The organism is Ruminococcus sp. OA3, from assembly GCF_022440845.1.
Lineage (GTDB): Bacteria > Bacillota > Clostridia > Lachnospirales > Lachnospiraceae > Ruminococcus_G.
On sequence record NZ_JAKNTO010000001.1, the window covers coordinates 191,399 to 211,415 of the forward strand.

Sequence of the window (20,017 nt, forward strand, 5' to 3'; positions counted from 1 at the left end):
TATGCCTGACAGAAAAAAGGCAGAACCTTTCAGTCCTGCCTCGTCAGTGCTATCCCAATTTTTCTGCTGCAGTTTTGACTGCCTCTTTCAACGCGCGGATATCATCCGCATCCGGATGTGACAGCGCTTTGTCAAAGTTAGATATCATCAGATCATAGTGTGCTCCCTGATTCGGTACTTCTTCCTTCAGTTTATTATATCTGTCACGTACTTCCTTCGGCATTCTGCCCTGACACATAAATCCTCCGACCACTTCGTTCGTATCATTCAGACTGTCTTCCACATTTTTCAGGATGCCGTCCAGATACGTCTTGCTGTCACCGAATCCTGCCGTCCCAAAAAGGAAGACTTTTCTGTTATACAGCGTTTTAAGATACTTTCTGACTTCTTCAGTCGCATTCCCCTCATTTGTCCAAAAACCCACACAGACCAGATCTGCTTCCGCCGGGTCTTCGACTTTTGTCTCCTGTACAAACACTTCTTCCGCTGCTTCGGCGAGCTGTTTTGTATTGCCTGTAACTGATACATAAAACATTGAATATTTCATTTTTTATCCTCCTGTTCTGAACGATATACTGGAATATTTCTCTAAACGGATATGTCTGCCGGCGCAGACATCATTATGAATGAAAGTCGATTATTCCGAAACTTTCATAGTAAATTATAACACTTCAGTTGGCATCCGTAAATGATTCCCTGGAAGAAATCAACTTCAAAAATTGTTCACCATACTTTTCAAACTTAAACTCACCAACACCGCTGACCTGCAGCATCTCATCTTTATCCACCGGCCGCAAAATACTCATCTGCACCAGCGTCTTATCCGAAAAAACCATATAGGGGGGTACATGTTCATCCTGGGATATCTGTTTTCTAAGCCCCCGAAGTGCTTCAAACAATGGCAGATCCTTCTCCGCGAGTGCCGCCGCCGCTCCTGCTTTTTTGCCTTTCTTCAGAGCCTTTGGCGCTGCTTTTTCAGACGGTGCCATCCGCATCCCCACGCACGATTCAGACGTCAGATAATTCTGTGCCGATGGTCCCGGACACAGAACCGGATATTTCTCTTCCGTCATTTTTACGCATTCCTTCAGGATCAGTTCCTGTATGATCTGTTTCAGCATGGGGACGGAAACGTCTGACAGCACTCCATACTCCGGGTGCTCATCCAGATGACGGCTCAGGATCTTCTGATTTTTAGCTCCCCGCAAAATGTCAATCACCATCATCATGCCAAATGGCTGTCGGTTCTCAGCAACACACCGTATCACAGCCTGTGTTTCTCTGGTGATATCAAGGGTCTCATATTCCGTCAGACAGTTCTGACAATTCCCGCATTCCTCCCCGCCGGACTCCCCGAAATAATTCAAAATATACCTGCGCAGGCATCCACTTGTAAAACAATACAGTTCCATCGCCTTCAGCCGCTCTCTGTCTTTTTCCTGCACTCTGCGTCTCGCCAGCTCATCAAGTTCCTGATTATCTTCATTATGTTCGATAAAATACCGGTTTGTCTGCACATCCACAGCACCATAATAGAGGATACACTCTGCGGGCTCCTGATCCCTGCCGGCGCGGCCCGCTTCCTGATAATAACTCTCCATATTTTTAGGCATCTGATAGTGAATCACATAACGCACATCTGATTTATCAATCCCCATTCCAAATGCATTTGTGGCAATCATAATACTGCTGCGGTCATAGATGAAATCGTCCTGATTCTGCAGGCGCTCTCCATCAGACAACCCTGCATGGTACCGCGTAACCGAAAACCCCTCTTCCCTGAGTTTCCAGCACAGTTCTTCCACCGTCTTCCGTGTCAGGCAATAGATGATCCCGCTGGGCTTGAGTGTCTTTGTCTCCTGTCCTTTCAGTTCAGCTACCAGCTCACTATATTTATCTACCGGTTTTTTTACAGAAAAAAACAGATTTTTCCGGTCAAACCCGGTTACCATAACCATCGGATCTCTCAGCCTCAGAATCTTCAGAATGTCATTTCGGACTTCCTGTGTGGCAGTTGCCGTGTACGCCCCCAGCACCGGGCGCTCAGACAGTCTGTCCAGAAAATCCAATACTTTCAGATAGCTCGGACGAAAATCCTGTCCCCACTGGGATACACAGTGCGCTTCATCCACGGCCACAAATGGGATTTTAACCTGTGGGGACAGCGCAAAGTTCAGGAAGCTTTCGGTCTCAAGTCTTTCCGGTGCCACATAGATGATCTTATAACGGCCGGCTTTCGCCTGTTCAAGCGCTTTCCTGTATTGCCCTGCTGTCAGCGAGCTGTTTAAAAATGCGGCATGGATGCCCGCCTGATTTAATGCACTCACCTGATCCTTCATAAGGGAGATCAGCGGTGACACTACCAGCGTTATACCCTCCATCAAAAGAGACGGAATCTGAAAGCAGAGTGATTTCCCGGCTCCTGTCGGCATTATTCCGAGTACATCCTGCCCGCTCATTACAGCTTTCACGAGTGATTCCTGACCCTCACGGAAATCTTCATATCCAAAATATTTTTTCAGTATTTTTTTTGCCTGTGCTAAAGCGTTGTCTGTTGTACTTTCTGAAGACATCTTTCATGCTCCTTTTTTATTATGGTGTTGTGATAAAAATATTCTCAGACTTAAACGGATGTTTTAAACCCATAGCTTTTCCGGGCATTTTTCTTCTTTGTCATCGTTTTGTAAATATTTTTTTGTTGTTTTATTTCTGATTTGATGACATAATGAATCTAAAGGAGGTGGATTATGCCAAAAATCAAATTAACTCATCGAGAACTGGAAGTTATGCATGTCCTGTGGAGCACCGACAGAGCACTGAGCGCTGCAGATATACCATCCATCAATCCGGAGTTAAAACCCAACACAGTTCAGGCCGTATTAAAAAAGCTCCTTGAAAATTCCTATATCCAGGTGGCAGATATCGTATATCACAGAACAGTGCTGACACGAACCTACCGGCCGGTATTAACACATGAGGATTATATGCATTCACAGATTGAAGGTACATCGCTTACCCCTGGCCGTCTCTTAGCTGATCTGATCAGAAAGGAACAGGATATAGATGCACTGGATGAATTGCTGCGCCTGATTCAGGAACAAAGGAAAAGTCTGCGCAAGCGCTGATGACACATGCCACGCTACCGCTTCCCTCTCTCCAGATATTCCATCGCCATGTCTTTCTGACCTGTCCTCTGATAGTAGCTGCCAATGACTGAGCAGGCCTGTTGTTCATCTTTTTCAAACTGTCCGTTTGTCTGCTCATTCAGCTTTCTGTACTTTTCAAGCCCTGTCAGATAGGCCTCTTCAGCATGCTTTTGCTCCTCAGGTACCAGATAACGGGCATTTCCCAGATTTACATAGCAGCTTGCAAGGCGAACGCCGAACGCCACAGGATTTTCCTGCTCTTTGTCTTCCAGTGCGTAGATACAGTCTTCCATCATCTCCAGCGCTTTTACATGATCTTTATGGAAAGAATAAATGGATGCAAGAGTATTCATCCACTGTGCCAGTTCAATGGCATGCGGTGCATCATCTGTGACCTGAAAAATAGCTTTTTCCAGTTTAATGAGCTGTTCCCCGATTCGTATTGACTCTTCATATTCTCCGACAGCCCCTTTTAAGACCATCAGATTCCCCATACATTTCCCCTGAAGCTCCAGTGCAACACGGTTTCCTGCTTTTATCTTGTCAAGGCATGCAGCTATGGCATTCCTGAAAAATTTCTCACTCGCATCGTAAGCTTTCTGCTGCGCCTCATTCAGCTTCCTTGGCTGAGGCGTCACAATGCCCATATTGATCAGATCTTTATAAAAAACCGCCATACGCAAATTAGTCTGGGCAAACAGAATATCATACTGCTGTTTGTCTTTCCGATACATCTCTGCACCGATCCCCACCATGGTTCGATACAGCTTTTCAGCCTCCTGAGGGTTTTTCAGCGAAAACTGCAGGTTCCCCATGATTTCATGCAGAACTACCAGAACCTTTCCCTGTTCCGTACTATCTGAAGGAAGGGATTTCTCCGCTTTTTCTCTGACTTTTGAAAGCTCGCCGAATGTCTTCGCCGGCGCTTCCTTTTTCTTTAAAATCTGTGCGATATCCTGATTCAGCGCCTTTACGATATCTTCATACATATTGTCTACCTGTTCCTTTCAGCAGTTTCTCCCAGTTTAGCACATGCCTCCTGAAGTCACAAGACAGAATCTTAATCTTGACTTCCCGCCTGCCGTCCGCTAGTATAAAAAACAGTAAATGAGGAGGCTTGTAATAATGAATACAAAAGCAAAAAAAATCACCATGATCGGCATGTTCTGCGCGATCGCATATGCTGTCATGGTAATCGGGCGGTTTCCCGTCGTATTATTTCTGAAATATGACCCCAAAGATGTTATCATCACCATCGGCGGATTTATCTTCGGCCCGATGGCATCCTTTATTATTTCTGTGATCGTTGCTTTCCTGGAAATGATCACCGTCAGTGAAACAGGACCCATCGGCTGCATCATGAATATCCTGTCCAGCTGCTGTTTTGCATGTACCGCAGCATTTATCTACAAAAAGAAACATACATTAAAAGGCGCTGTCACAGGGCTGGTAACAGGATGCCTTCTTACCACCGCAGTCATCCTGCTTTGGAACTACCTGATCGCTCCCCTCTATATGGGATACCCGAGAGAGGCGGTCGTCAAGCTGCTCCTTCCGGCATTTTTGCCGTTCAATCTGTTAAAGGGCGGCCTGAATACTGCCATCACACTGCTGATCTATAAACCCGTCGTAACCGCTCTGCGCAAAGCCGGACTTCTGGAATCATCCACAACTCCTGCTGTCCGCGAACGGCATATGGGAATCATTATCGTCTCCGCAGTTCTGCTGATCACGATTATCTTTCTTATGCTGGCAATGAAGGGATGGGTCTGACCTTATATCCGTTTTGACTTTTTGAAATTTTCATGATAAGATTCAGACAAAAACGAAGGATGTGGTAAAAGATTATGAAACTGAACCTCTGGATGATTGCCAACCGTCTGAGCGCATTGGAACCTGAACTTTACATTTCCGGAAATGCCCCTGCCATCCTTTCCAGTGCACGCCGTGCATACGCCACAAACTGCGTCCATGTCTATCAAAAGGGAAAAGATACTGTCTGTGCTGCAGAGAATGATTATCTGCTGTTTCACGATATGAACTGCGAAGTTGTTTTTGAAATGGTCCAGTGCACATTTGATTTTTACCGTGAATGGCAGGATTCCCTGGAAGAGGCTTCCCAAAAACTGGATTACCGTACGATCGTGGATGAAAGCTGGCCTGTATTTCACAATCCTGTCATTCTGCTGGATGGCAGTTATAAGGTGCTTTTCATGAGCGAACAATACGGGGAAAATGAAGTGAATGAAGACTGGCAGTATCTCTGCCGTCATGGCCACAGTTCTGTGGAGGCCATACAGTATCTGCTCTCAGAAGGGCAGAAGAATAATTATTACCTCAGCGGTGATGCACAGCTGTATCATTTTTCCGGTAAAATCATCGACACGGATATGTTGTCAGCTGCCATCTACAGCGGCAATGACTGCTGCGGCCGAATCAATGTCATCGCAAAAGACCGTGAGATTAACAGCGGCGATGTGATCTGTCTGAATTACATCGTCAGGCTGCTCTCTTTCGTACTTGGCCGCATCAATCAGGAACACGCCTATCCGGCAACACAGAATATTCTTCTTAAAATGATGCTCCAGCAGGAGAACAGTCCGTCTGAACTGCAAAACTGGATGCTCTATATGAAGTGGAATGAAACAGATTCATTTCATATCGCGGTTCTTTCATCTCCCGAAGAAACTTCTTCTGAGAAGATGATGATCATCTATCGGCTGCTGCAGTCTCTTTTTTCCGACAGCGTGGTAACAATCTGCGGCAAAAAAATAATTGTAATGTACCGGATCGCTTCCGGAAGCAAGGACGATGTTGCCGCTGCACTTTGTGATATTTCACAGAAATACCGTATAAACACCGGCTTGAGTCTTCCATTTACGGGGACCCAAAAACTCCACTATTATTATGGCCAGGCCATTGCCGCCATCTATTACGGCAGTCTGCTGGCCCCGGCTGAAACACTGCATCGTTTCTATAACTACGCGCTGGAACATCTGATACGGGTTCAGTCTCTGGAAGAAGCAGTCTGTCTCTGTCATCCCGATGTACGGAAACTCTGGAACCCCGCCTCGGAAACTGGCGGCGAAAAGATAAATACCCTGTTCACCTATCTGAACAACGATCGTTCACTGCAGAATACAGCCAGTGAATTATATATCCACCGCAATACCCTCGTCTATCGTATCCACAAAATCACTGAAGTTCTGACCTGCGATATCGAGGACATTTACACCAGAGATTTTATAAAAATGTCCATCCGCGTACTGCGGCTGTACTATCTAAACGGGATAAATTCTCCTTTTCTGCCGTGATAACATGAGGGGCTGCCAGTATGGCAGCCCCTCATTTCACAAAAACATTTGTATTTTCAATACGAATCTTCTCTGTTTTACTTCATTTTTCTCGTATTCCCAGACCGTAGTTCGTCATTTTCCACAATGTTATACTGAAAATAACAAAGATCATCAACAGTTCGCACCACACAAAAGAGGGAGGAAATGTATATGGGCGATAAAAAATTAAGCCGGGCAGTCCTGAATCTGAGCGGATTCGGGGACTTTGGCTTTACACTGTTTGTGAATGTGGAACTGTATTACTGGGCGGCATTTCTCACAGACTGCGCAAAGTTCTCGATTGGCACAGCCACCTTTATCCTTACCCTGACTTCTGTCATCGACTGTATCTGGGTGCCACTGACGGGCTGGCTGATCGAACGCAGCAGCTTGAAATGGGGTAAATACCGGTCATGGCTCGTAATCGGACCCCCGGTCATGATTTTCACCTATGCTATGGAATTCTCAAAAATCGGTTCTTCCGAAGCCCTGGCCGCCGGCATCGTAATTGCTGCATTTTCTATCAAGACACTTGCACAGGATCTCGCATACTCTGCCTCAGTGAGTCTTGTGAGCGACCTGTCCAATGACCAGGATGAGCGAATGATCCTTGCCTCCAGAAGAGGACAGTTTTTATCTCTTGGCAATATTGTATTTTCCATCATCGCACTGCCGCTTATCACCTGGCTGACTGCACGTTGCGGCAATGAGATCCTGGGATATTCTCTGACGGCCATCCTGTTCGGAATTATAAATTTTGTGTGCTATTTCCTGGCTTTCACCGTTACAAAGGGCTACTCTGTATCCGGGAGCGGCGGAGCCGAAAATGATGCTGCCAATATACCACGAAAAAAGCTTCCGCTCTCACAAATGCTTGCGGCTGTCTTTCGCAATCCCCCGCTGCTGATACTGATTGCGGCTGATACATTCCGTTACCTTGCTTATTTTCTTATGTCTGCAGCGGCCTACTATTATTTTGTTGTGGTTCTTCAGAACCTGGCGGCCATGACAACCTACCTCGTCATCACACGCATCATCGGGTTTGCAGGGTCCTTATCTGCCAACACAGCAGCAAAAAAATTCGGCAAGAAACCGGCATATCTGGGCTCCCTGTGTATTATGACTTTGGCTCTGGTACTCTGCTACTTTTTTGGAAGGCAGGTGGCAAGTTTTATCGGCTTCCACATTTTTGTAAACTTTTTTATGCAGATCACAATGGCGACACTGACAGCCATTCTGGCAGATACTGTTATCTATTATGAATGGAAAAGCAGCGTGGACGCCCGCGGTTTCATCATGAGTATGCTGAATGTCCCAATCAAGGCAGGCGCGGTGCTCCGCAGTGCCGTACTGGGTGCCGGGCTCGCAGTTGCCGGTTACGCAGCCAACTCAGCCCCAACCGCTTCACAGATCAGCGGTATTTCCATGCTCATGAACCTGTACCCTGCCGTTTTTCTTCTTTTAACAATCCTGATCTTCGGTTTCGGCTACCGGCTGAATGAACAGAAGGTTACACAAATGACACAAGAGATCACCGCACGCAAAGCAGTCTGACAAAAGGAGGGTATCTGCATGAATTCCCAGGAAAAAAAACTTTCCTGTCTTGAGACGACAGGCCTCGCCGTCGGTTTTACCATTGGCTCCGGCATCATCACACAGACCGGCATCGGTATCGCCATGACAGGAAGAAGTATCGTGCTGGCGTTTCTTGTAAGCGCATTGTTATTTTTGATCTCATTTCGCCCAATTTTCATTATGAGTACACTGCTTCCCCGCACAAGCGCTGCATTTTCTTATTCCAGTGAGCTTATTCATGAAGATGTGGGGAAATTTTACGCCTACATTTATTTTCTGGGACGCATGACGATTGCCATCTTTGGAATCTCCTTCGCCCAATATCTGGCCAGCCTGATTCCTTCCCTGAATCATCCTGCAGGTCTTAAACTCACCGCACTCTCTGTTCTGACACTGTTTTATATCATAAACCTGTTCGGTGTCAAAACAGCTGCCCGGTTTCAGAATGTCCTATGCCTGATTCTGATCGCAGGAATCCTGTGCTTCGTTCTGCGCGGGCTAGGGAAGGTGGATTTCCGTGAGTTTACTTCCAGCGAAACCTTCTTTACCGGGGACTTCGGCGGGTTCTATTCGGCAGTCTCGCTTTTATACTTTGCGGTAGGCGGCTCCTATATCATCACAGACTTTGCACCCAAAATCAAAAACGCCTCAAAAATCATGGTAAAGGTCATCACCGGTGTCACACTTTGCGTCTGTCTTTTATATATGCTGATGGGTATTGTGGCAAGCGGAGTGATGCCTGTCTCAGAGGTAGCGGGGAAACCTCTGACAACAGCTGCATCTGCGGTTCTTGGCAGTGGCGGTCTGTATGCATTTTTTATCATCGGTGCCTGCCTCGGTGCTTTGATCACGACCCTGAATTCCAGTTTTGTCTGGTATTCAAATTCCCTGATTGCGGCATGCGAAAAGGGATGTTTTCCAGAAAGCTGGGCCAAAACCAACCGTTTCGGAGCCCCCTACATCCTGATGACCATCTTCTATTGCTTTGGCGCCGTTCCCACTGTCGCCGGGATAGACCTGACGATTCTGTCCAAGATGGCTGTCGGGCTGACGATTCTCGGCACCTGTATTCCAATGGCGGGGATCCTGAGTCTGCCGAAAAAGTATCCTGAACTATGGGGTTCTTCAAAATACGCCAGAAAATACCCGGCATGGCGTCTGAAGCTCATGGTCATCATCACCTACCTGGTCCTTTCCACACAGGTGATCTCCCTGTTTGCAAACAACCCGGCATGGTCCAATATCATTATCATCGCGTACGCAGCAATCGTCATAGCCGTACTTGCCGCAGGGCGACTGTATCGCCGGAAATCCTTTGATGATAAATCCGGATTACCAAACCACAAACCAACGAAAGAGGGGAACCACTATGAATCAAAAACCACATCAAAAACTACCTGGTAAACTTGTCAACGCATTTATCGTACCAAACATCGGCCTTAACCTGTTTATTTACCTGGAACTGTTTTATATGTCCTATTTTTTGACTGATATCTGCGGCTTTTCGCTCGGTGTCGTCACCTTTATCCTCACCAGCACTGCCGCTGTGGATCTTGTCTGGGTGTTTGTGACCGGTATCATGCTGGAAAAATGCGAATTCAAAAAACTTGGAAAATACCGCGCATGGTATGTCATCTGTACTCCCATCATACTCGTGTTCTTTACATTAATGTTTTTCGATATGGGAGATTCCATCGCAGCCGCGGCAATTGTCATCATCGCGTTCTGTATCAAGACGTTATTCCAGGATGTCGTAAGCGCCGCAGTAACCGGACACATTTCCCAGATCACAGACGACGTCGATACCAGAACACTGTTAAGCGCCAGAAGGAATCAGGGTGCTGTTATTGGACAGCTGTTGTTCTCCCTGCTGGGAATTCCCTGCATCACACTGTTCGGTAAACTTCTTGGTAACACTGCAGCAGGATATACGGGAGCAGCATTCTTTTTCTGCCTGGTCAATGCCATCACTCACTACATCATGTTTTTGCTGACAAAAGATGCCCCCATTGCGGCTACCGAACAGATTTCACAGGGCAGTAAGCTTTCTATCGGAGAAATGTTTCGTATTCTGTTCACAAACCGGCCGCTTCTGGTTGTTTCTTTCGGAGACCTCCTTCGCTATACGGCTGTCTTTCTGGTAAGCTCAACCGCCGCATACTTCTTTGAAAATGTATTGAAAGACTCCGCATCCATGTCTGTCTACATGACGATCCAGACTGTGACCGGAGTCATCGGAGCCATTTTAGTCAATCAGGTTTCCCGACGTCTTGGTAAAAAGACAACCTACTGCCTGTGCAATCTCATCTACGGCGCAATTTTAGTTGCCATGTTTTTCGTCGCGGATGAAGGCCGAACCACGCTGTTCATCGTCTGTATGGCGGTTGCCTTCTTCTTCGGAAGCATGATCGGAACCGTTGTAACCGCGATGACCACTGACACCGTTATCTACACCATGTGGAAGGACGGTAAAAATGCCCGCGGCTTTATCATGAGTATGCTGAATATCCCGATCAAATTTGGCTCCATGATCAAGAGTATCATTCTCCCCGTTGGTCTGTCCGCCATCGGCTACACCGCCGGACAGGCGGCAAGTGCATCCGTAGCAAAGGGTATCTCAGGCATTATGTGTCTTGCATCCGGTATCTGCGTAATCCTTTCCTGTCTGATCATATTCTTCGGATATAATCTGACCGAGAAAAAGGTTGCAGAACTGACAGCCATTGTTGAGAAGCGCCAGACCACAAAAGAAATCATTTAACCTGACACCAATCTAATAAAAAATCGGAGGTATCATTATGAAAATCACAGAAAGAGAATGTCATTTACTCGCATTTAATCATCAGGAAACCCCATGGGTACCATCACCATCCACGGGACAGGACACCTGCATCCCGACTGTTATCGAAGAAGGCGCCCGTGGATACGGCATTACAACAGACTGGTTCGGTGTAAAATATATTTACCGCGAAGACCAGCCCGGCCCGATGCCAGTAGAGACAGACCCCAAAATCAGGGACATTGAGTGCTGGAGAGATGTCGTAACATTTCCCGATCTGGATAAATATGACTGGGAAGGCTGGGCTGCCAAAGACACCGCAGGCTGGGACCGTGAAAACAAGCTCTCCAACATCATCCTGATCAACGGATGCTTCGAAAGCCTGCATATGTTCTGCGGATTTGAGGAGGCTCTTGTCAATATCATGACGGACGAGGAAGCCAGTTCTGATTTTATGGGAGCTATGGCAGACTACAAGATCGCACTCATCGAGCGCATTGCAAAATACTATAAGCCTGATATGCTGCAGTTTCATGATGACTATTCCACCAATACCGGCCTGTTTATGCCCATTGACAAATGGCAGCGTATCATAAAGCCTCATCTGCAGCGGGTCATTGATTCTGTAAAAGGACTTGGCATGATCTATCAGCACCATTCCTGTGGTAAAATCCATGATCTCATTCCTGAGCTGGTCGATATGGGAATCGATGCCCTTAACCCGGTCCAGATTCAGAATAATCCGCTTAAGGTCAAACAGCAATTCGGTGACCGTCTGACAGTATGCGGCGGTTTCAGCAACCAGGCAGTACTAGATAACCCCTCCGCCACGGCAGAACAGATCAAAGATTCCATCAACGAAACCCTGAATATTATGGCACCGGGCGGTAAGTGGGTCGCACTCTGTGGCTTCCTGGACCGTTTCCCGGAGCGTGAACAGATCTGGCTGGACTGTCTGGATGAATATAATCGCCCGCTGATGGAAAAAGCCGGCGTAACCCCTGTCAAACATACCGCATCCAGCAACAACGTGTATAATCTGGCAAATAATGCTGAAAAGCAGATCTCATAGTATTGCAAATGCGCAGGAACTACTATAGTCCCTGCGCATCTCTTTAATCTATTTTGGTGTAACCGAAAACCAAATCTCAAATGTGAAGTCCTCAGAATGCACTTCAGCACTTGGATACACCTCGATACACATGCCTCCTGACGGCTGATAATTACTGGTCGGAAAGAATTCCGTATAAAGCTGTTTATAGAGCTCCTGAAATGCTTCCGGCATCCTGCCTTGTCCTTTAAACACAACCCATGTGTTTGCCGGAATCTTCTCTATAGTCAGTCCTTCTGCCACTTCACTCTCCTCGCAGGCAGTGCCGATTGCATAGTCGAAATCTCCCTCATGCGGATTATCGAAACAGATTCCAACAATTGCGTCTCCAAAAACGCCGTCCGGTTTTACGTACCGGCAGAGCTTGTCAATTGTTCCGTCCGTGTTGCACCCTTCCCATGCCTCGTGGATACTCTGCTGTGTGATCTCACTCCCTCCGCTAAACCTTTTTCTTTTCGCCACCACTGAAAACGCATCTCTTTTCTCAATCCTGTAGTCCATCTTTGTTCCTCCTTCTAATATAAGTTTTATAGAAAGACGGGAGAAAGACTTCAGTTCTGCTTTCCTTGAACGAGCCTGGGTGGGTTTGATACCGTGGAACTTCACAAAAGCACGGCTGAAGCTTTCCGGGCTGTCATACCCATACTTCAGTGCCACATCAATCACACGGCCGTCTGTCGATGCCAGTTCACTGCCTGCCTGTGTCAGCCTCCTGCAGCGAATGTATTCTCCAAGCGTAAATCCACAGAGAATCGAAAACACCCGCTGAAAATGAAAATTTGACGAATACGCCTGCACGGCTATTTCCGCAAAATCGAGATCTTCTGTCAAGTGCTCTTCAATGTAATCGATCGCCTTTTGAAGCCCTGAAATCCATTCCATCTGTTTCTCCTCCTCTTTCCTGATTTCAGTATATCGGAGTTTCGTGTCTGTTTCCTGACTTTCCGTGCGGATACCTGTCTGTGTTAAAAATGCGTTCTTTGCTGCTATTTCATGACATATTTCTTTTCAATCTGATGATAGCACCATATGAGCCACGCGCTTCCCATCAAACATGCAAATATCAAAATAACAACTGCCAGCATTACTGACCAATAAAAAATCGGTCCACAAATCCAGTATGGAACAGAGTAGATTTTCCACATTCGTGCATTTGCCTTATTATATTCCGGAATATCTCGCACTTTCCCGGCCGGAACTGTTGAGCCCGTCCAGAACCACATCGGTTCTTCGCGGCTGCCCGCAAAAATCCCGATCCCCAGAAAGAGTGCCGCACACCCCCAGGTCGAGATCAACCATATTGCAAATCCCATGAAGCCACGACCTTTCATTTATCCCTTGAACCTGTTGTAAAATTCCTTCAACTCCCTTTTCTTCTCATCCGACAACTGTGTTTTCTTTATCCCCTGTATGGCCCCTTCGAGCCCATACAGTCTATGGATGCATGCGGAGTCATCGATTGCCTTAATCCGCAGCCACGCCTGCTGGCTTCCAAGTGCTTTCAGTTCCTCAAAGGTGGTGATTCCGGCCTGATTCAATTGTTCTTCTACTACCTTTCCTATGTTTGGCAGTTTTGATAATTCACCCATAATAGCCCTCCCATGTAACGTTATCAGATGCCGTAATGGTGTCTTGTTACTATTATGTAAACTTATTTGGATATTTAATTAGTGACATTGTGTGTTCTCAATCTGGGAATAGACTTGTTCAAAATTCTGTAACATATACAATTAACACCCTGACTTTTTCATCTAAAGGAGAAGATGTCTGGATTTGTGTATTGATGCTTCGCTGTATTTCTTTTCATGAAAAGACGTTTATACTCCAAAGTAACATGTATACTCCTGTATTAATTAACTGCCTTATGATAAATGAAATCTCTTGAATTCCGTGCTCACTTCAAAGCGTCCGATTATCCCCCTCATTCTCACGAAAGCAGGCAATGCCGCATAAATACCAACACAGGTCATCATAAAATTTCAATCCTCTGCCTTCGTGAGAAGGAAGACTGCCGATGGAAGACAGCTCCCGCATAATTTTATAATTTCAATCCACTTCCTTCGTGAGAAGGAAGACCAGGAGCATCATGCCCGTTGCGGATATCAGGATATTTCAATCCACTTCCTTCGTGAGAAGGAAGACGGTTATGATGTATCATTACCCTCTGATTTTTGTATTTCAATCCACTTCCTTCGTGAGAAGGAAGACTAGGTTCTAATACTTCACGTATTAGTAATCTTGAATTTCAATCCACTTCCTTCGTGAGAAGGAAGACCTGAAAAGCCTGAAATGATGGTCGAACCATTTACATTTCAATCCACTTCCTTCGTGAGAAGGAAGACCTGGATACATCGGATAAAGAGATGCTCCATGAGATTTCAATCCACTTCCTTCGTGAGAAGGAAGACCCATTTCCCACAACGTGAGTGTACATTTATCCATATTTTCAATCCACTTCCTTCGTGAGAAGGAAGACGCGTCCGGAGCGTTTTCCTGCGGAGGCTCTTCCGATTTCAATCCACTTCCTTCGTGAGAAGGAAGACTAGAAATACCACCATTCAACATATCAGCTTTAAATTTCAATCCACTTCCTTCGTGAGAAGGAAGACTTCCGGTTGCTCCAAAGAATGTGAAGCTTGTCCGATTTCAATCCACTTCCTTCGTGAGAAGGAAGACTTTCGAGGATATTAGTTTTGATGAGTTTTATCAGATTTCAATCCACTTCCTGCGTGAGAAGGAAGACAGCAATTATGCACAAATATCATATCACATTTCCCTTACATAATGTGATATTTGTCTGTTTTTTCGTCATTCTTTTCTTAAATCAATAAATGGAACACGTTTCCGGCGAAAAAATCACCGTTTTTAAGGTGCGAATCTCCCCGGTTTTTTATGTGTACTTCAAATTCGCACTTCTAATACTTTATCTTTATCTCTATAGTTTCAGGGTTTACCAACCCAGCTGGCACATAAGTTTCAATCTCATCGGACACCCAATCCATTTAGAAAACCATTCCATTCACGACACAGATCCTAGAAATCCGCATTTCTGCCACTCACGAATACACAATACACCATCCGCATTCCCCTATCTGCTTTCAGATTCCTGGGCCCACTGTCTGCACTGCTCCAGTTTTTGAGCAGGGTCAAAACCCTGCGCTGCTCCCATTGAGGAAAGCATCTTACATGGAAAATCTGGACATACTCCACAGTGGTCCAGCGTTTTTTCTTCACAGCAGAATTTCACCTGACACTCCCCGCCCCAAAATGGCTTTTCCATCGTAATACAACCAGTACAATGCACCTGCTCCTTACGTTCGCAGGAATTACACCTGACTCCGCATCTCGATTCAAACATCTTGTTCCGCCTCTCTTCATCTTCTGTGTCTGTTTTCACTGTATACCTTTAAGCTGCTTTTTATTACCCCTGTTCCACCCCGTTCTTCTTACAGATCTCAGACAGACAGCACCTTTCACAGTGAGGTTTCGTCCTTGCCGTACAAATGTCTCTTCCATGGAAAACCAAACGGTGACAAAAGTCACTGCCCTCCTCAGGCGGAATGATCTTCCAAAGTTCCATCTCAACTTTTTTTGGATCTTTTATTCCATCAACAAGACCGATCCTGTTAACCAGGCGAATACAATGCGTATCTGTCACTATCGCAGGTTCTCCGAAAACATCACCCATGATCAGATTTGCACTTTTGCGTCCCACTCCCGGAAGTTTCAATAAAGTTTTAAAATCTTTTGGTATCTTTCCTCCATACTCATCTTTCAGTATTTTCATGCACGCGCTGATATCACGTGCTTTGCTTTTTCCAAGTCCGCACGGACGGACAATTCGCTCAATATCCTCCACATCTGCGTCTGCCAGTGCGTCTACATCCGGATATTTCGCATACAGGTCCTCAACAACTACATTGACTCTTGCATCTGTACACTGCGCTGCCAGCCGTACGCTGACCAGGAGTTTCCACGCCTGATCATAATCCAGTGTACATCCGGCGTCCGGATATTCCTTTTTCAGACGTGCTACCACTTCTATTGCCAGGTTCTCTTTTGTCATATGTACCTCCTATCGTATCGACGAATAGAAAAATAAAAGCCGATTACTGGAACGCGCCAGTTCACCATCTGATGAACAGATTCTCCGCCCAATTATCGGCTTTTTCTATGTCCCATGCAACTATCTTATCACAACAAATGCAAGTAGACAACATAGCTCTTATTTTCCAGATCCTATAAGAATGCTTTCAGCTCTCCCATGAAATCTTCTTCCATCCGCACCAGATTTTTGGCAACCATCTGACTGTCCTCTGATGCCTCTTTGTTCTGAGTCATGGCCTCACTGATAGACTGAATCCCCATATTGCAACCATTCATCATGATCTTTGCAATCTGATTGTTGTCATCCTTTACCAGCATTTTTATCTCTGTGGTGGCCCATGCAAAAGTTGATGCCATTGCCCCCGGCTCCTGTTCCTGCTCTCCGTACTGGCCCAGAAGTTTAGCGGACTCTCCCTCTATTTTTTCATGCTCGGTTTTATAATTATCAATAACCCTTCCCAGAGTTTCATCCTCTACGTATGCACTGATCTGATCCATACTGTCGATAGCCATTTTGCAGCCTCGGTTGCATTCCTTCAGAAGTCTCTTTGTTTGTTCCTCCATATTCTGTGCCTTCTTTCTGATTTTTGATTTATTATGTGCATTGGTCTTAAAAATATGCACATAATTAAATCCACAGTGTCAAAGCAACCGCCTCAGCCTCTCTATTAACGCAATATCCGCCGGAAGCCAATCCACACTGTTCAGCGCCTCTTTACCCAGCCATTTTGCAGCTTTATGCTCACAGAGTTTCAGTGTTCCCTGTATAACGTTACATAAATAGCACTTCATGCTCAGATGAAACTCCGGATAATCATATTCAACTGTATCAACCAGCTCCTCTACTTCAATTACCGTATCAAGTTCCTCTTTAATCTCGCGCTCTAATGCCTCTTGGGGAGTCTCACCCTCTTCAATTTTTCCGCCTGGAAATTCCCACCCGTCTTTAAACTTTCCATAACCTCTCTGCGTAGCAAATATTTTACCGTTTTTTATAATGATGGCTGCCACAACATTAATTGTTTTCATACTATTTTCTTCTCCTGCTACAAAGCTCATAACTCTCAGCTATCATCCGTTTTACATCTTTCTCCGGTACTGTGCCATCCAGAATAATCGAATTCCAATGCTCTTTATTCATATGATATGCCGGTACGACAGAAGGAAAAGCATCCCGCCAGAAATCCCTCCACTGCGGATCACATTTCGCATTAACCCATATACAATCATTGCGTTCATATATCCAGGCAAAAATCCTGCCCGTTTTACGAATCCTCATGCAAGTCCAGGTATGGTCCTTAAACGGATAATCCTCATAAACTCCATTAAATGTCATACAATATCTGATGACTTCCTGTCTTAATAACATTCTTTTCACCCATTTGCCTGCGTCTTAAAAAGCAAACTATCTCTTTCATATATGGCTCTGTTATTCTAAGTATTCATTGAATACATCCGTGTCCAGCGTTTTGACTTCAAAAACCTTTTTTACACTTACACCAAAATTATATTCTATCATCAATTCCGCAAGTTTTTTTCCATCAATCAATACAATATGCTGCTGACCGGCATATTCCTTAGCCGGAGCCGAAAACTTTGTTGTCGTGACAAATAAACCTTTCCCACCTTTACCGGCAAGCGCCCCGGCAAAAGTGTGGAGCTCAGGTCTTCCCACAGTCCTACTTAGATCCCACTGCTTTGCCTGAATGTAAATCAGATCAAACCCAAGTTTATCCTCTATGATGATACCGTCAATTCCTTCATCGCCGGTTGCCGGCGTCAGCTGCCCTGCATTTTCAAATGCACCATATCCCATCTTTAGGAGCAGATCAAGAACCATTTTTTCAAACATTACCGGAGAGAGCTTCATGACCTCATTCAGTACTTCATCAGCCAGGTTTTCCCTGATTTTTTGAAATGCTCCTTCGAAAATATCATCCGGTGTTTCCACTTCTGCAATTTCTTCCGGTGCTTCTGCCTGAGGTGAGGCTCCACGCCAGAATTCCCGGAAACTTTCATATCTCAAAAGATATGCATTGTCAATTACCTCAGGATTTTCCTGCAATACCCGTTTTCCTTCTTCTGTAATAACGAACACTGCGCGTCCTGGACTGCTGATCAAACCGGCCTTCTTTAGATATGTACCTGCCCAACTGATCCGGTTAGCAAACACCTTCTGCCTGCCGCTTGGCAGCAACGCTGCCATGTCTTCTTCTGTAAGTTTCAAAAGTTCTGCAACATATTTTTTAATTTCTTTCAGTTCATGACATTCCCCATCTTTTAAAACCTCCAGAAAAGGTTTATGCATTTCAAAATATCCCGGTATGTTATTTGGCATACTGTCCGCCCTCCTTGAATTTTGATGCGACTAAATTTCTCTTTTGCTACTCCCTTATAAGACATTATAACGCAGACCAGTCATTTTCTCTATAAGAAAAAGGAGTTGACATTTTAAAAATGCATTGATAAAATAATGGTATCGAGTAGCAAAAAGTGCGTAAATCCAGATGGATTCACGCACTTTTTTTGTTTTTATAACAAGGAGGTCAATCATGAATCAAGAAGTCACACAAAACAAAATGGGTACACTGCCTGTCGGTAAACTGATGTTGAATATGGGCATACCCATGATTTTATCAATGGTATTGCAGGCAGTCTATAATATTGTAGACAGCTATTTTGTATCCAACATGGCTGACACTGCCGCTGTATCCGGCATGGGTGAAGCAGCGGTCACCGCATTGACACTGGCATTTCCGATTCAAATGCTGATGGTTGCCATCGGTATAGGGACTGGTGTCGGGACAAATGCACTGCTCGCGCGGACACTTGGGCAGGGAAATCGCGAGAAAGCAGGCACGATTGCAGGAAACGCCATGACTTTGGCGGGCATTATTTATGCAATATTTTTAATTTTTGGTATTTTCGGCACGGATGCATTTATTGCAACACAAACAACGGATCCGCTTGTCAGGGAAATGGCAGACCAGTATCTGGGGATATGCTGCATCATTTCCTTCGGTATTGTATTTTTCTCTATCTTTGAAAAGGTTTTGCAAGCTACTGGTAAATCTCTGTTCTCCACCATTGCCCAGGTTGCAGGCGCGGTAACAAACATTATCCTGGATCCAATCATGATCTATGGTCTGTTCGGCTGTCCCGCTTTTGGTATCAGTGGCGCGGCTTACGCAACTGTTATTGGACAGATTGTTTCCCTTATTCTTGCCGCAGGTTTTCACTTTAAATTAAACAGGGAAATTCCATTTCACTTCAAAAACCTAAAGTTGCGCAGAAGAATCGTTGGAGAAATCTATGCCATCGGAATTCCTGCCATTATTGCCCAGGGTGTCATGTCTATTATGAATTATGGGATAAATATTATTTTCGGAAGGATCGGAAGTTCCTATGTAACCGCATACGGCATCTTTTATAAAATACAGCAGTTTGTACTATTCGCCGCCTTCGGTCTCCGCGATGCGATTACTCCAATCGTCTCCTTTAATTATGGGATGAAAGACCGCAGACGCGTAAAAGACGGAATGAAGTTTGGAATGCTGTATACATTCGTGATTATGATCGTATGCCTGATTGCCCTTGAAACTTTTGCTGCACCGCTGGCCGGACTTTTCTCACTGTCCGCCCAGACAAAAGATCTGTGCATTACCGCCATGCGCGTCGTTTCTGTCAGTTTTGTTTTTGCTGGTGCAAATATCGCATTTCAGGGAATTTTTCAGGCTCTTGGATGCGGTATTGAATCGCTGGTTCTTTCTCTGCTCAGGCAGCTGATATTTGTACTTCCGGTCGCATGGGCTTTTACCGTTTGGGCTCCTGATATCGTATGGATAACATTTATCATCGCCGAAGCATTGACTGCAGGCATTGCCTGCTTCTTTATGAAAAAAATATATATAAGAAAAATCAAGACATCCGGTGTATAATGAAAACAAAATAGCAAGGAGGAAAA

General features: G+C 45.3%; 20 protein-coding genes and 1 CRISPR repeat array. Of the genes, 8 read left to right on the forward strand and 12 right to left on the reverse strand.

All coding sequences use genetic code 11. The features are described 5' to 3' along the window. Nucleotides 1-49: 49 nt before the first annotated feature. Nucleotides 50-547 (reverse strand): flavodoxin family protein BilS, encoded by a 498-nt coding sequence (gene bilS / locus MCG98_RS00955; protein WP_240300008.1) that lies wholly within the window; start codon nt 545-547, stop codon nt 50-52. A 124-nt stretch (nt 548-671) separates the two neighbouring features. Beyond that, nucleotides 672-2,573: a DNA helicase RecQ gene (recQ, locus tag MCG98_RS00960; RefSeq protein ID WP_240300009.1), complete on the reverse strand. Its 1,902-nt coding sequence runs from the start codon at nt 2,571-2,573 to the stop codon at nt 672-674. A 174-nt stretch (nt 2,574-2,747) separates the two neighbouring features. Between recQ and MCG98_RS00965 the strand changes: the two genes are divergently transcribed. After that, entirely contained in the window at nt 2,748-3,125 is a 378-nt protein-coding gene (locus MCG98_RS00965; RefSeq protein WP_240300010.1) for a BlaI/MecI/CopY family transcriptional regulator, read from the forward strand. A gap of 14 nt (nt 3,126-3,139) precedes the next feature. Here MCG98_RS00965 and MCG98_RS00970 read toward each other — a convergent pair whose 3' ends face one another. Next, nucleotides 3,140-4,135 carry a hypothetical protein gene (locus MCG98_RS00970; RefSeq protein ID WP_240300011.1) on the reverse strand — a complete coding sequence of 332 codons (996 nt, stop codon included), beginning with the start codon at nt 4,133-4,135 and terminating at the stop codon, nt 3,140-3,142. A 136-nt stretch (nt 4,136-4,271) separates the two neighbouring features. Here MCG98_RS00970 and MCG98_RS00975 point away from each other — a divergent pair, with 136 nt between their 5' ends. From MCG98_RS00975 to MCG98_RS01000, 6 genes are all read left to right on the forward strand, one after another. Further along, nucleotides 4,272-4,919, forward strand: a complete 648-nt coding sequence (locus MCG98_RS00975) for an ECF transporter S component (protein ID WP_240300012.1) — start codon at nt 4,272-4,274, stop codon at nt 4,917-4,919. A 74-nt stretch (nt 4,920-4,993) separates the two neighbouring features. After that, complete coding sequence (locus MCG98_RS00980; RefSeq protein WP_240300013.1) at nt 4,994-6,460, forward strand: helix-turn-helix domain-containing protein; 1,467 nt, start codon at nt 4,994-4,996, stop codon at nt 6,458-6,460. A 192-nt stretch (nt 6,461-6,652) separates the two neighbouring features. Next, on the forward strand, nt 6,653-8,035 hold the full coding sequence (locus MCG98_RS00985; protein ID WP_240300014.1) for an MFS transporter: 1,383 nt from the start codon (nt 6,653-6,655) through the stop codon (nt 8,033-8,035). Nucleotides 8,036-8,053: 18 nt separating this feature from the next. Next, nucleotides 8,054-9,460, forward strand: a complete 1,407-nt coding sequence (locus tag MCG98_RS00990) for an APC family permease (RefSeq protein ID WP_240300015.1) — start codon at nt 8,054-8,056, stop codon at nt 9,458-9,460. Continuing rightward, the gene (locus MCG98_RS00995; RefSeq protein ID WP_240300016.1) at nt 9,426-10,817 is read left to right on the forward strand and encodes an MFS transporter; all 1,392 of its coding nucleotides are present in this window, start codon (nt 9,426-9,428) and stop codon (nt 10,815-10,817) included. The genes MCG98_RS00990 and MCG98_RS00995 overlap by 35 nt, the downstream gene beginning before the upstream one ends. Nucleotides 10,818-10,854: 37 nt before the next feature. Continuing rightward, on the forward strand, nt 10,855-11,907 hold the full coding sequence (locus MCG98_RS01000) for a uroporphyrinogen decarboxylase family protein (RefSeq protein ID WP_240300017.1): 1,053 nt from the start codon (nt 10,855-10,857) through the stop codon (nt 11,905-11,907). Nucleotides 11,908-11,955: 48 nt separating this feature from the next. On the opposite strand, the gene MCG98_RS01005 is transcribed toward MCG98_RS01000, so the two are convergent. The 9 genes from MCG98_RS01005 to MCG98_RS01045 all read right to left on the reverse strand — a co-directional run bounded on the left by MCG98_RS01005 (nt 11,956) and on the right by MCG98_RS01045 (nt 18,391). Continuing rightward, the gene (locus MCG98_RS01005; protein ID WP_240300018.1) at nt 11,956-12,828 is read right to left on the reverse strand and encodes an AraC family transcriptional regulator; all 873 of its coding nucleotides are present in this window, start codon (nt 12,826-12,828) and stop codon (nt 11,956-11,958) included. 104 nt (nt 12,829-12,932) lie between these two features. Beyond that, a complete protein-coding gene (locus MCG98_RS01010) occupies nt 12,933-13,259 on the reverse strand; it encodes a hypothetical protein (protein WP_240300019.1) in 327 nt (108 codons plus the stop codon). Nucleotides 13,260-13,277: 18 nt separating this feature from the next. After that, complete coding sequence (locus tag MCG98_RS01015) at nt 13,278-13,535, reverse strand: TfoX/Sxy family protein (protein ID WP_240300020.1); 258 nt, start codon at nt 13,533-13,535, stop codon at nt 13,278-13,280. A gap of 387 nt (nt 13,536-13,922) precedes the next feature. Next, nucleotides 13,923-14,689: a CRISPR direct-repeat array (repeat unit 33 nt; unit sequence ATTTCAATCCACTTCCTTCGTGAGAAGGAAGAC). A 345-nt stretch (nt 14,690-15,034) separates the two neighbouring features. After that, entirely contained in the window at nt 15,035-15,304 is a 270-nt protein-coding gene (locus MCG98_RS01020; RefSeq protein ID WP_240300021.1) for a DUF3795 domain-containing protein, read from the reverse strand. 63 nt (nt 15,305-15,367) lie between these two features. Then, nucleotides 15,368-16,012 carry an endonuclease III gene (gene nth / locus MCG98_RS01025; protein WP_240300022.1) on the reverse strand — a complete coding sequence of 215 codons (645 nt, stop codon included), beginning with the start codon at nt 16,010-16,012 and terminating at the stop codon, nt 15,368-15,370. A 173-nt stretch (nt 16,013-16,185) separates the two neighbouring features. Continuing rightward, nucleotides 16,186-16,617: a hypothetical protein gene (locus MCG98_RS01030; protein ID WP_240300023.1), complete on the reverse strand. Its 432-nt coding sequence runs from the start codon at nt 16,615-16,617 to the stop codon at nt 16,186-16,188. 78 nt (nt 16,618-16,695) lie between these two features. Next, nucleotides 16,696-17,082, reverse strand: a complete 387-nt coding sequence (locus MCG98_RS01035; RefSeq protein WP_240300024.1) for a (deoxy)nucleoside triphosphate pyrophosphohydrolase — start codon at nt 17,080-17,082, stop codon at nt 16,696-16,698. A gap of 1 nt (nt 17,083) precedes the next feature. Further along, on the reverse strand, nt 17,084-17,422 hold the full coding sequence (locus tag MCG98_RS01040; RefSeq protein WP_240300025.1) for an MmcQ/YjbR family DNA-binding protein: 339 nt from the start codon (nt 17,420-17,422) through the stop codon (nt 17,084-17,086). A gap of 60 nt (nt 17,423-17,482) precedes the next feature. Next, entirely contained in the window at nt 17,483-18,391 is a 909-nt protein-coding gene (locus MCG98_RS01045) for a restriction endonuclease (protein ID WP_240300026.1), read from the reverse strand. A 214-nt stretch (nt 18,392-18,605) separates the two neighbouring features. Here MCG98_RS01045 and MCG98_RS01050 point away from each other — a divergent pair, with 214 nt between their 5' ends. Beyond that, a complete protein-coding gene (locus MCG98_RS01050) occupies nt 18,606-19,991 on the forward strand; it encodes an MATE family efflux transporter (RefSeq protein ID WP_240300027.1) in 1,386 nt (461 codons plus the stop codon). Nucleotides 19,992-20,017 lie beyond the last annotated feature (26 nt).